Source organism: Pseudomonas sp. B21-040, assembly GCF_024748695.1.
Lineage (GTDB): Bacteria > Pseudomonadota > Gammaproteobacteria > Pseudomonadales > Pseudomonadaceae > Aquipseudomonas.
Genome location: NZ_CP087176.1, coordinates 1,502,452 through 1,515,277, shown reverse-complemented (window position 1 = coordinate 1,515,277; position 12,826 = coordinate 1,502,452). Strand labels below are relative to the sequence as shown.

Below are 12,826 nucleotides of genomic sequence, written 5' to 3'. Positions count from 1 at the left end.
TTTTTTCGCCTGTCGCCCGCACCAAAACAAACGCCCCGAACAAGTCGGGGCGTTTGTTGGGCCGGCCTTCAGCGCGTTTTCACACAGTCTGCCAGGGAGCGGTTTTTCATTTCTTGACGGGTCTCACCCAAACAACCAATACCCCAACAACGTCAGCACCACCACCGCCAACACCGGCCGCAGCACGCGGTAGGCCTTGGGGTTGCGACGTTTCCACTTTTTGATCACGCCGCTGAACTTGTCGCTGGAATTCTTGCTCCAGGCATACGCCCGGTTAATCCCGCCGACGCGTTCATCATCAAGGTTTTGAGGTGCTGTGGCGCGACCGAGCTGACTGCTGATCCAGCGGTTAATGCGGGTCATGACGCGGTTGCTCAACGGACGTTCGATATCGCAGAAAAGGATCACCCGGGTTTTCTCGGTTTCGTTCTTGACCCAATGCACATAAGTCTCATCGAACATCACGTCTTCGCCATCGCGCCAGGCGTATACCTGGCCATCCACAAAGATGCGGCAATCATCGGAGTTGGGGGTCGACAGCCCCAGGTGATAACGCAAGGAACCGGCAAACGGATCACGGTGCGGATTGAGGTGACTGCCACCCGGCAACAGCGCGAACATTGCACCCTTGACGTTGGGAATGCTGCTGACCAACGCCACGGTTTTCGGGCACAGGGTTTCGGCCGATGGCAGTGGTTTGTCATACCACTTGAGGTAAAAACGCTTCCAGCCTTTCTTGAAAAACGAACCGAAACCGGCGTCGTTATTCTTCTCGGCAGCGCGAATGTAACCCTCGTCGAACAGGTGCATGGCCTCGTCGCGGATGACTTCCCAGTTGTCCTTGAGTACGTCAAGTTCCGGAAACTTGCTGCGGTCCAGATAGGGTTTGGATGGCACGCCGGAAAACAGGTACATCAAGGCGTTGTAGGGCGCAAACAAAGCCGAGTGGTTGACGAATTGACGCAAGACCGGCAGACGCGCCTTGCCACGCAAATGGACATAGAGCGTGCTGCAGAAAAATAGCAGCAACACCGACGTTTTCGCGGCAAACGAAAAACTCATCAACGACTCCTTGAGAATAGGCTCATTGCTCAACGCCTTTTACCCGACGTGGCAGTCGGCCATGATAAACATTCCCGACCTTGGGAAATACCCGCCCGTCGCAACATTCAGTATTAAAGATTGCGCAACAAAGCCCTTCTTAGCATAAGTTCCCTGAACGGAGGCTGACCTGATGTCCTCTGTCCATTATCAATGGCTACTTAGCCGCAGCCGCTGTTACTGCTGATTCTCCTGTTCGGTAAACAGATCGCTGAACAGCATGCTCGACAGGTAGCGCTCACCGGAGTCCGGCAGGATCACCACGATGGTCTTGCCCTGCATTTCCGGGGTTTCCGCCAGACGGACAGCGACCGCCATGGCAGCGCCGCACGAGATACCGCACAAAATCCCTTCTTCCTGCATCAAGCGCAGGGCCATGGCCTTGGACTCGTCGTCAGTGGCCAGCTCCACTCGATCAACCATCGTCAGGTCCAGGTTCTTCGGTACAAAACCGGCACCGATACCCTGAATCTTGTGTGGGCTCGGCTTGATTTCTTCACCGGCGATGGCCTGGCTTATCACGGGTGAAACAGCAGGCTCCACGGCCACCGAGATGATCGGTTTGCCCTGTGTATTCTTGATATACCGCGAAACACCGGTGATGGTTCCACCCGTTCCGACCCCAGCCACCAACACATCGACCGCGCCGTCGGTATCGTTCCAGATTTCCGGACCGGTGGTCTTTTCATGAATGGCCGGGTTGGCCGGGTTGTCGAACTGCGCCGGCATGAAGTACTTGGCCGGATCGCTGGCAACGATGTCGCCCGCTTTTTCAATCGCGCCTTTCATGCCCTTGGCCGGTTCGGTCAGCACCAGTTCGGCGCCGAGTGCCTTGAGCACTTTGCGCCGTTCGATACTCATGGACGCCGGCATGGTCAGCATCAGCTTGTAACCACGTGCTGCGGCAACAAATGCCAGGCCGATGCCGGTATTACCAGAGGTGGGTTCGACGATGGTCATGCCAGGCTTGAGTTTGCCGCTGCTCTCGGCATCCCAGATCATGTTCGCGCCAATCCGGCACTTGACCGAGTAACCGGGGTTGCGCCCTTCGATCTTGGCCAGGATGGTCACGCCGCGCGGGGCGATGCGGTTGATCTGCACCAAAGGCGTATTGCCGATGGAGTGGGCGTTGTCAGCGAAGATACGGCTCATGACTGGGTCCTTAGCTACAGCATGGAATTAGCGCATCAAGGTAAGCCTCTTGCCCTTGGGCGTCCAGTCAGGTCGAACGTCCGGCTGTCAGCGCAGTCAATGGTTTTACATCGCCAGAGATTTGCCACCATGAAACGTCGATACAGCTGGCCCCTGTGGATCTTCGTCGGCCTCGTTGTGCTCCTGATTGCCCTGCACATCGCCCTGCCCTACATGGTGCGCAACTACCTGAACGACAAACTGGCGAATATGGGTGACTACAGCGGGCAGATCACGGACGTAGACCTGGCCCTGTGGCGCGGCGCCTACAAAATCAACGGACTGAAAATCGTCAAAGTCGACGGCAAGGTCCCTGTGCCTTTCGTTAACGCACCTTTGATCGACCTCGCGGTCAGTTGGCACTCGCTCTGGTACGACCACGCGGTGGTGGCCCATGTGCAGTTCTTCAATCCCGAGGTGAACTTTGTCGATGGCGGTGCCAATAAGCAGAACTCTCAGACCGGTCAGGGCACCGACTGGCGCGCACAACTTGGCAAATTGTTACCCATAACCCTGGATGAGGTGCAGATCCACGACGGCAAGCTCAGTTTTCGAAACTTCAACTCCAAGCCACCGGTGAACATGAACGCCACGCAGGTCAACGCCAGCATCTATAACCTGACCAACGTGGTCGACACTAAAGGCAAGCGAGACGCCCGCTTCGACGGTAAAGCCCTGCTGCTGGGGCATGCGCCACTGGAAACCAGCGCAACGTTCGACCCATTGAGCAATTTTGAAGACTTCCAGTTTCGCCTGCGCGCCAAGGACATCGAACTCAAGCGCATGAACGATTTCGCCGCGGCCTACGGCAAATTCGATTTCAATGCGGGCCACGGTGATGTGGTCATTGAAGCGCAAGCCAAAAAAGCCCAATTGACGGGCTATATCAAACCATTGCTCAAAGACGTCGACGTGTTCAATTGGCAACAGGACGTGGAAAACAAGGACAAAGGGATCTTCCGATCCATCTGGGAGGCCATCGTCGGCGGCTCCGAAACCGTGTTGAAAAACCAGGGCAAAAACCAGTTTGCAACCCGAGTGGAACTGCGCGGCAATGTGCATCGGCAGGATATCAGCGCGTTTCAGGCGTTTTTGCAGATTTTACGCAATGGTTTCATCCAGGCATTCAATGCGCGCTATGAGCAGCCGAAGCCGGAAGCGGGCTAAGGTTTGCGTGTGACGGTATAGCGCCCCCTTGTTTCTGCGGCTCGTGTAGACGTTGATTGCTGTTGCAAGAAATCCCATCCCAGACAGGCCAAGGCTAACGATCGTGGCACCGCTTCACGGCCACTACTATATCGGGTGATGCTCCGCGCACTCACCCCAAGCGCCTCCGCTGCCTGATTGAGTGACAAACCGGTGCGAGCGCGCCATTCAATGAACGTTCGCGTGTTTTCATCGGGAGAGTTTTGAGCGAGCGCATCCAGATACAACGTATCAGCCCCTATCTGGATGTCCAGGTCAGGCCACTCGACGCTCCAGCCATCATCGGCCAACGCGGCGCCTTCAAACGCAGCCTGCGCCTGCAATGGCTGCAACCCTGGATAGGCTTGCAGGTCACGGCTCAAATCGAGTGTGAGTTGTTGGCCATCGATAAAGGTCAGCGCCAGACGGTTTTCCGGCAATGCCTGAACGGCCAACAGCCGCGGTCGCTTCATGGGTAACATCGTTTCCAATCCTCCAATAACGGCACTTGATGGGCGCTGACCCACTCGAGCGCTTCCTTGATTATCAGCGGCGGTGCCTTGCCCACCATGACTTCTACGGTTTCAAGGCTGAGCATTACATCCAGCCCACCCCCTGTCAGGTGGACATGGGGGTGGCGGATGATCCTTCTCGCGCAACTGAATACGGTATGTGTCGCGAAATCGATATTTAGTAGACATGCCCCGAAAGCTATCGCCAAAATGGCGATAGCTCAATACTGGCCAGCAGCCGAGACTGAGTCAATATGTGACGTGCCATTCAGAGACTGAATAAGTCGTCTGCGTTCACAGTCGACCGGGCAGCGCGGTATAGTCGGGCATCACAATTATTGCGTCCCGGCCTGCATTACTCAGGTCGGCGTCACCGTTCGAGGATTAGCAGATGAAGTTCGAAGGCACCCAGGCCTACGTCGCCACCGATGACCTGAAGCTGGCGGTCAACGCCGCCATTACCCTGGAACGTCCACTGCTGGTCAAGGGCGAGCCAGGTACAGGCAAAACCATGCTGGCCGAGCAATTGGCCGAGTCGCTTGGCGCCAAGTTGATCACCTGGCACATCAAGTCCACCACCAAGGCGCATCAGGGCCTGTACGAGTACGACGCGGTCAGCCGCCTGCGCGACTCGCAACTGGGCACGGAAAAGGTCCATGACGTTCGCAACTACCTGAAAAAGGGCAAGCTCTGGGAAGCCTTCGAATCCGAAGAGCGGGTGATTCTGCTGATCGACGAAATCGACAAGGCTGACATCGAATTCCCGAACGACCTGCTGCAAGAACTCGACAAGATGGAGTTCTACGTTTACGAGATCGACGAGACCATCAAGGCCAAGAAGCGCCCGATCATCATCATTACCTCCAACAACGAGAAAGAGCTGCCGGACGCCTTCCTGCGTCGCTGCTTCTTCCACTACATCGCCTTCCCGGACCGCACCACGATGCAAAAGATCGTCGACGTGCACTACCCGGACATCAAGAAAGACCTGGTCAGCGAAGCGCTGGACGTGTTCTTCGACGTGCGCAAAGTGCCGGGGCTGAAGAAGAAGCCATCGACGTCCGAGCTGGTGGACTGGCTCAAGCTGCTGATGGCCGACAACATCGGCGAAGCGGTACTGCGCGAACGCGATCCGACCAAAGCCATCCCGCCGCTGGCCGGCGCGCTGGTCAAGAACGAACAGGACGTGCAACTGCTTGAACGCCTGGCGTTCATGAGCCGCCGCGGCACCCGCTAAGAGGCTGATGCCATGTTGCTCAACCTGTTCAATGAAATGCGTGCCGCCAAAGTGCCGGTTTCGGTGCGCGAGCTGCTGGACCTGATCAACGCGCTTAAACTGCGCGTGACCTTCGCCGACATGGACGAGTTCTATTACTTGTCCCGGGCGATTCTGGTGAAGGACGAAAAGCATTTCGACAAGTTCGACCGGGCGTTCGGGGCTTACTTCAATGGCCTGGAAAAACTCGACGATCACCTTCAGGCACTGATTCCCGAAGACTGGTTGCGCAAGGAATTCGAACGTTCGCTGACCGACGAAGAGCGGGCGGCGATCCAGTCCCTCGGCGGCCTGGACAAACTGATCGAAGAGTTCAAGAAGCGCCTCGAAGAGCAGAAAGAACGCCATGCCGGTGGCAACAAGTGGATCGGCACCGGGGGCACCAGCCCGTTCGGCTCCGGTGGCTTCAACCCGGAAGGCATTCGGGTCGGCGATGCCGGCAAACGCCAGGGCAAGGCGGTCAAGGTCTGGGATCAGCGCGAGTACAAGAACCTCGACGATTCTGTCGAGCTGGGCACGCGCAACATCAAGGTTGCCCTGCGCCGCTTGCGCAAATTTGCGCGTCAGGGTGCAGCAGAAGAACTCGATATCGACGGCACCATCGACCACACCGCCAAGGATGCAGGGCTGCTGAATATCCAGATGCGGCCGGAGCGGCGCAACACCGTCAAGTTGTTGCTGCTGTTCGACATCGGCGGCTCGATGGACGCCCACGTAAAGATCTGCGAGGAGCTGTTTTCGGCCTGCAAGACCGAGTTCAAGCACCTGGAGTACTTCTACTTCCACAACTTCATTTATGAATCAGTGTGGAAGAACAATATGCGTCGCACCTCCGAACGCACATCGACCCAGGACTTGCTGCACAAGTACGGCGCCGACTACAAAGTGATCTTCATCGGTGATGCCGCCATGGCGCCTTATGAAATCACCCAGGCCGGCGGCAGCGTCGAGCACTGGAACGAAGAAGCCGGTTATGTGTGGATGCAGCGGTTCAAGGAGAAGTACAAGAAACTCATCTGGATCAACCCGTATCCGAAAGATACGTGGGGCTATACGTCGTCGACCAACATTGTGCGGGACTTGATTGACGACCAGATGTATCCGCTGACCCTTCGTGGGTTGGAAGAAGGGATGCGGTTTCTTTCCAAGTAATCTTCGCTGTCCGTTCGGGCCTCATCGCTGGCAAGCCAGGCTCCTACAGGGATTTAAGTGGTTCACATGTTTTGTGAGCGACCTCAATCCCTGTAGGAGCCTGGCTTGCCAGCGATGCTTTTAGCGTTTTGAAAACCGCCGCAAATACTCGACCTGCTCCCGATGCGCCACATCCTGCACCACCGGCCGCAGTCGCACCTTCGCTCCCGGCAGGCACTGCGCCAATCGTGCCAGCGCCAACGGCGTCAACGCGCCCAATCGTGGATACCCACCAATAGTCTGCCGATCATTGAGCAACACAATCGGCTGCCCATCCGGTGGCACCTGCACCGCGCCGAGCGGGATGCCCTCGGAGATCATTGGTTTGCCCTGGTACTGCAACGCCATACCCAACAGGCGAATGCCCATCCGGTCGGCGCGGCTGTCGAGGGTCCAGGCGTTGTTGAACGCGTCGAACAGACTCTGCCCGCTGAACTCGCCGATCTGTGCGCCCAGCACCAGATCCAGCGGCGAATCGTTGGTGAGGTCCGGTCGATGCTCCTCCGGCAATTCTCGCAGCAGTAGCAATGCACTCCCGGAGTAACTCAGTTGCGAACCTTTGGCCAAGGCCCGACCCATCCCATCCAGGCCGCCAAGTTCCTCACGGACCACCGTCGAACGGCTGCCCAGTACGTTTGGCGCATCAAACCCACCGGGTGCCGCAAGATAAGCCCGAGCCCCGAGCAGCGGCTGGGTGAAGTGCAATCGCTGGCCCTTTTGCAGCCTGAAACTGCGCCACGGCGCCAGTGCCTCGCCCTGCACCTGTGCCCCCAGATCCGCCCCGACCAGTGCCAGCACGCAATCCTCTTCGGCCACCACCGTGAATCCGCCGAGGGTGATTTCGATCACCGGCGCGTTCAGGTCATTGCCCAGCAGCCAGTTGGCCCAGGACATCGATCGCCAATCCAGCCCGCCCCCCTGGGTCACGCCCAAGTGCCGCACGCCAAAACGACCGGCGTCCTGCAACAGGCACAGCGGCGTACTCGCTTCAATGGATAAGCGGCTCATGCCTGCGCCTCCAATGGCGTATCGTCACCGCCCAGATTGATGAATTCGGCATGGTCGACCGCTTCGAAGCGCACGGTGTCTCCCGGTTGCATCAGGCTGTAGCCGTCGCGCTCACGGTCGAACAGTTTGGCTGGGGTGCGACCGATCAGGTTCCAGCCTCCGGGCGAAACCACCGGATAAGCCGCCGTTTGCCGCTCGGCAATCCCGACACTGCCCGCCGCCACCTTCTTGCGGGGCGTATTCAGACGTGGAGCCGCCAGCACTTCTTCTACCAGCCCCATGAATGCGAAACCTGGCGCAAAGCCTAGCGCGAACACCTGATATTCACGCTCGCAGTGGCGGCGGATGACGTCGTCCACCGCCAGCCCACAGCGCCTGGACAACAGGCTCAGTTCCGGGCCGACGCTCAGGTCGTACCAGACCGGCAACACATGGCATTTGCCACGGCTACGGGCGTTGGGCGACAAATCGATCAAGGCTTCGGCAATCAGTTCCCGAGCCTGAGCCGGGGTTAATGCCAGCAGATCGTAATGCACCATCAGAGTCGTATAAGACGGCACCAGGTCAATCAGTTGCTTGCCAAAGGCTTCGCGCAAGCGCTCGCTGGCGGCGAGCATCCACGGCATGTTGGCCTCGTTGATCTCGTCGAACAGACGCAGCATCAGGCAATCCAGCGCCACCACTTCCACGCGCGGTTTCATGGTGCGCTCTGCTCATCGAGGGCTTGGCGAATCCGGCGCACGGCAGCCACGGAACTGGCGTTGTCGCCGTGCACACAGAGGGTGTTGGCCTGCAAGTGCAAGGCACTGCCGTCGCTGGCGACAAGGTGATCGCCACGGGCAATGGTCAGCGCCTGCTCAATAATTTTTTCCGGATCGTGATGCACCGCCCCCGGCAGTTGTCGAGAGACCAGCATCCCAGCGCTGTCGTAGGCACGGTCGGCAAAGGCTTCGAACCACAAGGTCACGCCATATTCATCGCCCAGTTGTTGCGCGGCGCTGTTGTCTCGGGTGGCCATCAACATCAGCGGCAATGTCCGGTCGTAAGACGCCACGGCCTGAAGCACCGCGCGCAATTGTGCCGGGTTGGCCATCATGTCGTTGTACATCGCGCCGTGAGGTTTGACGTAGCTGACACGTGCGCCCTGAGCCCGGCAGATGCCGTCGAGAGCGCCGATCTGGTAGTGCAGAATGTCTTGCAGTTCCTGGGGGGTGTAGGCCATGGAGCGACGGCCGAAACCGACCAGGTCCTGATAGGCCGGGTGTGCGCCAATCTGTACGCCATTGCCCAGGGCCAGGCTGACGGTCTTGCGCATGATGCTCGGGTCGCCGGCGTGGAAACCGCAGGCGATATTGGCGCAATCAATGAAGGGCATGACCTCGGCGTCCAGACCCATGGTCCAGTTGCCGAAACTCTCGCCGATGTCGCAGTTCAATAGCAGGCGGCTCACGGTGAACACTCCTGTAGGCATTGTTCTTTTCAGATGCAGGCAGATTACTGCGCATCCAGTTGTTTGCCACGGGTTTCCGGCAGGCTCAGCGCTGCAAGGATCACCACCCCATAGGACACTGCCGCAAAAGCCCCGATGCCCACGCTCAGCGGCACACGCTGGCTAAGCAAACCAATCAGCAGCGGGAACAATGCCGCCAATGCGCGGCCAATGTTGTAGCAAAAACCCTGGCCCGAACCGCGAATCCGCGTCGGAAACAACTCAGTCAAAAACGCGCCCATGCCGCTGAAAATCCCCGAAGCGAAGAAGCCCAGCGGGAAGCCCAGCCAGAGCATCACAGCGTTGCTGACCGGCAGTTGGGTGTAGAGCAAAACGATGGTGAACGAGCCGACCGCGAACAGGATGAAGTTCTTCTTGCGCCCCAGGAGGTCAGTCAAATACGCGCTGATAACGTAACCGACGTAGGAACCGACAATCACCATCGCCAGATAACCGCCTGTGCCGAGTACGCTCAAGCCCCGCTCGTTCTTCAGAAACGTCGGCAACCATGAGGTGATCGCGTAGTAACCGCCCAGTGCGCCCGTGGTCAGCACCGAAGCACGAATCGTGGTGAACAGAATGCCGGGGGCAAAAATCTCGTAGAACTTCGCCGGGTTGCTCGGTTCCTGTCTGGCTTTGGCTTCACGATAGATTTCCGGGTCTTTGACCAGACGACGAACGAAGATCACGAAAATCGCCGGCACAATGCCCAGAATAAACAGGGCGCGCCAGGCGTCTTCCGGCGGCAACACTGAGAACAGCAGCGCATAGAGAATCGCCGTCAACCCCCACCCCAACGCCCAACCCGATTGCACCATGCCCACGGCTTTGCCACGGTCCTTGGCGCGAATCACTTCGCCCATCAGTACGGCGCCGGCGGTCCATTCACCCCCAAAACCGAATCCCATCAGGGTGCGACTGATCAACAGTTGTTCATAGTTTTGCGCGAAGCCACAGAGGAAGGTGAAGAAGGCGAACCACAGCACCGTCAGTTGCAAGGTGCGCACACGACCGATGCGGTCAGAGAGAATCCCCGCCACCCAACCGCCGATGGCCGAGGCGATCAGGGTGCTGGTGTGAATCAGCCCGGCCTCGCCGGTGGTAATGCCCCACATCGCAATCAGGGTCGGCACCACGAAGCTGAGCATCTGGGTGTCCATGCCGTCCAGGCCATAACCGATCTTGCAACTCCAGAAGGTGCGACGCTCCTGCTGATTGATGTTGCGGTACCAGTCGAAAGGTCCCGGGCGGGCCTTGGCATTGGGGATGTCGAGCGTGTCGGGCGCACTCATGGCAACTCTCCGTGCAAATTTTATTGGTATTGTTCTAAGCCCCGACGACGCCTATCGTGGGAACCGGATGCGTCGATTTTTGGGTCCGTGGCCCTGCTGCGTCCAACTAATAAAAACCCGCTCCAGACATAAGAAAACTTTATCCCCACGAGCTGACCCCATGAATTTGAAGTTTCTTGAAACCTTTGTCTGGGTCGCTCGACTCAAAAGTTTTCGTCTGACCGCCGACAAACTCTTCACCACCCAGGCCTCGATTTCCAGCCGAATTGCGGTGCTTGAAGGTGAACTGGGGGTGAAGCTGTTTTTGCGCGATTCCCGCGGCGTCAGCCTGACGCCTGAAGGCTTGAAAGTGCTCGACTATGCCGAGCAGATGATGGACACCATGCAGGCACTCAAACAATCGATCGAGACCCGATCGAGCAAGGTCGGACGGGTGCGGATCGGCGTCATGGACACGGTAATCCACACCTGGCTGAGCCCGCTGGTGGCGCAGATGACGGATCTCTATCCGTTGGTGGAAATCGAACTGGTGGCCGATACCTCGCTCAACCTCTGCGATCAGCTGCAAAAAGGCTTTCTCGATCTGATCCTGCAAACCGACCTGATGCGTCAGGAAAGCGTGCGCAGCCTGGAGCTGGCCAGCCATCCCATGGGTTGGATCGCGGCGAATAATTCACTCTACAACCGCGAATATTCGGGCATCGCCGATCTGGCGCGCGAGCGGATCATTACCTACTCGAAAAACTCCCATCCACACCAGGAAGTGCTGGCCCTGATGCAGGCCAATGGCGTAATGGCCCCGCGCCTCAACTGCGTGAATTCGGTGTCGGCGATAACCCGCTTGTTGCGTGATGGTTTTGGCATTGGCGCGCTGCCGCCGGTGCTGGTAGCCGAGGAATTGGCGCGCGGGGAATTGACGCTGTTGGCCATTGATCAACGACCGCCGGATTTACAGGTGGTGGTGTCGTGGCGCACGGGCGTTGAGTGGGTCGAGGAGATTGTGGCGTTGTGTCAGCAGGTGCTGAAACGGTATGCGCAGGAGATGGGCGAGGATTTCATCGTTCTGGCGCGCCAACCTATGTAGCAGCTGGCGTAGCCTGCGTCCGGCTGCGCAGCAGTCGTAAAATCAGCCTCCGTGGTGTTTCAGGTAAATCCCGGTCGCTGGTTTGACGACTGCTGCGCAGCCGGACGCAGGCTGCGCCAGCTGCTACAGGGGGCCGATTCGGCCTAGAGGCCGCGCACATCGCGGTCTTCAATCGGTCGGCTCTGGCGCAGGCGTTTGCCGCCCAGCACCACCCAGTCGATCAAGCGGAACAGGCATTCAATCCCGAACGACAGCAACAACGCGCCGCTCATCCCCCAGATCATCGCTTCGGGCGTCAGCAGGATCTGATAGCTGTAGCCGTTCCAGGTTTCCTTGCGAATATCAGGGTCAGCCGCCAGTACCACCTGCAGGAAGCGGATGTACCACGGGCCTTGCATGGCCTGGAATTGTTTGTCCAACGCCAGCTGACGGGTCAGCAGGTTGCTCAGGCTGTCGGCATCGCTGCGAAAGATCGGGTCTTCGCTGGCGCGGTAATGAGCGACCAGTGCCTGCATATCCCCCTTGAAGAACTGATTGGCGGTGCCCTGAAAACCGCTCAAGCCTGTTTGCGCCTCTATCAGATGCGCCTCGACCCGCTTGGCGTAATCATTGATAAACCCCGGCACCTGTACACCGACCAACAGACCCGCCGCAAACAACACCAGGCGTAGATAACTGAGCAACATCGGGGAGATCCTTATTCGGTCTTGCCCTGGCTGACGCATTCGCCGCGTCGCCAAAGGCTCCATTGGCCCGGTTCGTAGCGGGTCCAGGTTTCGTTTTCGGTCAGGGGTTCGGTGGCAATCACCGTGACCACGTCGTTGGGCGTGGTTTCGGCCTGGAAGTCGACAATCACATCGACATCCTTCAAGCGCGCAGGGCCGAAAGGTGCCCGACGAGTGATCTGGGCCAATTTGGTCGAGCAATAGCAGAACAGCCAGTCGCCGTCGCTGAGCAGGCAGTTGAACACGCCTTTGCTGCGGTATTCGGCGCAGGCCGCCACCAGGTCGGGTAGTAATTCTTCAACCTCGACCGGTTCCGGGAAGGCTGCGCGCACACGGTTGAGCAAATCGCAGAATGCCGCTTCGCTGTCGGTGTCGCCGACGGGGCGGTAGAAACTGGCGGTCGGTTGAAAGTCAGCGAGTTGGCCGTTGTGCGCGAAACACCAATTACGCCCCCACAGTTCGCGCACGAACGGGTGGGTATTGGACAGGCAGACCTTGCCGACATTGGCCTGGCGGATATGCCCGATCACCACTTCACTTTTGATCGGATAGCGCTGCACCAGGTTCGCCACCTCAGACTCGCAGCTGGCAGCCGGGTCCTGAAACAGGCGCAGGCCGCGCCCCTCATAGAACGCGATCCCCCAGCCATCGCGGTGCGGCCCGGTACGGCCGCCGCGCTGCATCAGCCCGGTGAAGCTGAACACGATATCGGTCGGCACATTGGCGCTCATGCCCAATAACTCACACATGCTCGGGTTCTCGATGAAAAGGC

General features: G+C 58.5%; 13 protein-coding genes and 1 pseudogene. 4 read left to right on the top strand and 10 right to left on the bottom strand.

All coding sequences use genetic code 11. The features are described 5' to 3' along the window. Positions 1–123: 123 nt before the first annotated feature. Together LOY55_RS06890 and cysK are read right to left on the bottom strand one after the other, a co-directional pair. Positions 124–1,062 carry an aspartyl/asparaginyl beta-hydroxylase domain-containing protein gene (locus tag LOY55_RS06890; protein WP_077430705.1) on the bottom strand — a complete coding sequence of 313 codons (939 nt, stop codon included), beginning with the start codon at positions 1,060–1,062 and terminating at the stop codon, positions 124–126. Positions 1,063–1,278: 216 nt separating this feature from the next. Further along, complete coding sequence (cysK, locus tag LOY55_RS06885; RefSeq protein ID WP_109787955.1) at positions 1,279–2,253, bottom strand: cysteine synthase A; 975 nt, start codon at positions 2,251–2,253, stop codon at positions 1,279–1,281. 129 nt (positions 2,254–2,382) lie between these two features. On the opposite strand from cysK, the gene LOY55_RS06880 reads away from it, so the two are divergent. Further along, positions 2,383–3,459 carry a DUF748 domain-containing protein gene (locus LOY55_RS06880; RefSeq protein ID WP_046033309.1) on the top strand — a complete coding sequence of 359 codons (1,077 nt, stop codon included), beginning with the start codon at positions 2,383–2,385 and terminating at the stop codon, positions 3,457–3,459. Here LOY55_RS06880 and LOY55_RS06875 read toward each other — a convergent pair. Both LOY55_RS06875 and LOY55_RS06870 read right to left on the bottom strand, forming a co-directional pair. Continuing rightward, the gene (locus tag LOY55_RS06875; RefSeq protein ID WP_258667820.1) at positions 3,456–3,959 is read right to left on the bottom strand and encodes a DUF2442 domain-containing protein; all 504 of its coding nucleotides are present in this window, start codon (positions 3,957–3,959) and stop codon (positions 3,456–3,458) included. The two genes, LOY55_RS06880 and LOY55_RS06875, sit on opposite strands and share 4 nt — an antisense overlap. Beyond that, positions 3,947–4,178: pseudogene (locus LOY55_RS06870) on the bottom strand (DUF4160 domain-containing protein). The gene LOY55_RS06875 and the pseudogene LOY55_RS06870 overlap by 13 nt, the downstream one beginning before the upstream one ends. A 202-nt stretch (positions 4,179–4,380) precedes the next feature. Between LOY55_RS06870 and LOY55_RS06865 the strand changes: the two are divergent. Further along, positions 4,381–5,226 (top strand): MoxR family ATPase, encoded by an 846-nt coding sequence (locus LOY55_RS06865; RefSeq protein WP_046033307.1) that lies wholly within the window; start codon positions 4,381–4,383, stop codon positions 5,224–5,226. A 12-nt stretch (positions 5,227–5,238) separates the two neighbouring features. Continuing rightward, the gene (locus tag LOY55_RS06860; protein WP_223522412.1) at positions 5,239–6,417 is read left to right on the top strand and encodes a VWA domain-containing protein; all 1,179 of its coding nucleotides are present in this window, start codon (positions 5,239–5,241) and stop codon (positions 6,415–6,417) included. A 120-nt stretch (positions 6,418–6,537) separates the two neighbouring features. On the opposite strand, the gene LOY55_RS06855 is transcribed toward LOY55_RS06860, so the two are convergent. The 4 genes from LOY55_RS06855 to LOY55_RS06840 are packed head-to-tail and all read right to left on the bottom strand — an operon-like array spanning position 6,538 to position 10,245. After that, entirely contained in the window at positions 6,538–7,464 is a 927-nt protein-coding gene (locus LOY55_RS06855; protein ID WP_046033306.1) for a biotin-dependent carboxyltransferase family protein, read from the bottom strand. Beyond that, entirely contained in the window at positions 7,461–8,165 is a 705-nt protein-coding gene (gene pxpB / locus LOY55_RS06850) for a 5-oxoprolinase subunit PxpB (protein WP_258667819.1), read from the bottom strand. The genes LOY55_RS06855 and pxpB overlap by 4 nt, the downstream gene beginning before the upstream one ends. Then, positions 8,162–8,914 carry a 5-oxoprolinase subunit PxpA gene (locus LOY55_RS06845; protein ID WP_046033304.1) on the bottom strand — a complete coding sequence of 251 codons (753 nt, stop codon included), beginning with the start codon at positions 8,912–8,914 and terminating at the stop codon, positions 8,162–8,164. Before LOY55_RS06845 ends, pxpB begins: the two co-directional genes overlap by 4 nt. A gap of 44 nt (positions 8,915–8,958) precedes the next feature. Further along, positions 8,959–10,245: an MFS transporter gene (locus LOY55_RS06840; RefSeq protein ID WP_046033303.1), complete on the bottom strand. Its 1,287-nt coding sequence runs from the start codon at positions 10,243–10,245 to the stop codon at positions 8,959–8,961. A gap of 160 nt (positions 10,246–10,405) precedes the next feature. On the opposite strand from LOY55_RS06840, the gene LOY55_RS06835 reads away from it, so the two are divergent. Then, positions 10,406–11,329, top strand: coding sequence for a LysR family transcriptional regulator (locus LOY55_RS06835; protein WP_258667818.1), 924 nt, complete (start codon positions 10,406–10,408; stop codon positions 11,327–11,329). A 143-nt stretch (positions 11,330–11,472) separates the two neighbouring features. Here LOY55_RS06835 and LOY55_RS06830 read toward each other — a convergent pair whose 3' ends face one another. Next, positions 11,473–12,015: a DUF2937 family protein gene (locus LOY55_RS06830; RefSeq protein WP_077430707.1), complete on the bottom strand. Its 543-nt coding sequence runs from the start codon at positions 12,013–12,015 to the stop codon at positions 11,473–11,475. A gap of 11 nt (positions 12,016–12,026) precedes the next feature. Next, positions 12,027–12,803: a class II glutamine amidotransferase gene (locus LOY55_RS06825; protein WP_034150022.1), complete on the bottom strand. Its 777-nt coding sequence runs from the start codon at positions 12,801–12,803 to the stop codon at positions 12,027–12,029. Positions 12,804–12,826: the final 23 nt, after the last annotated feature.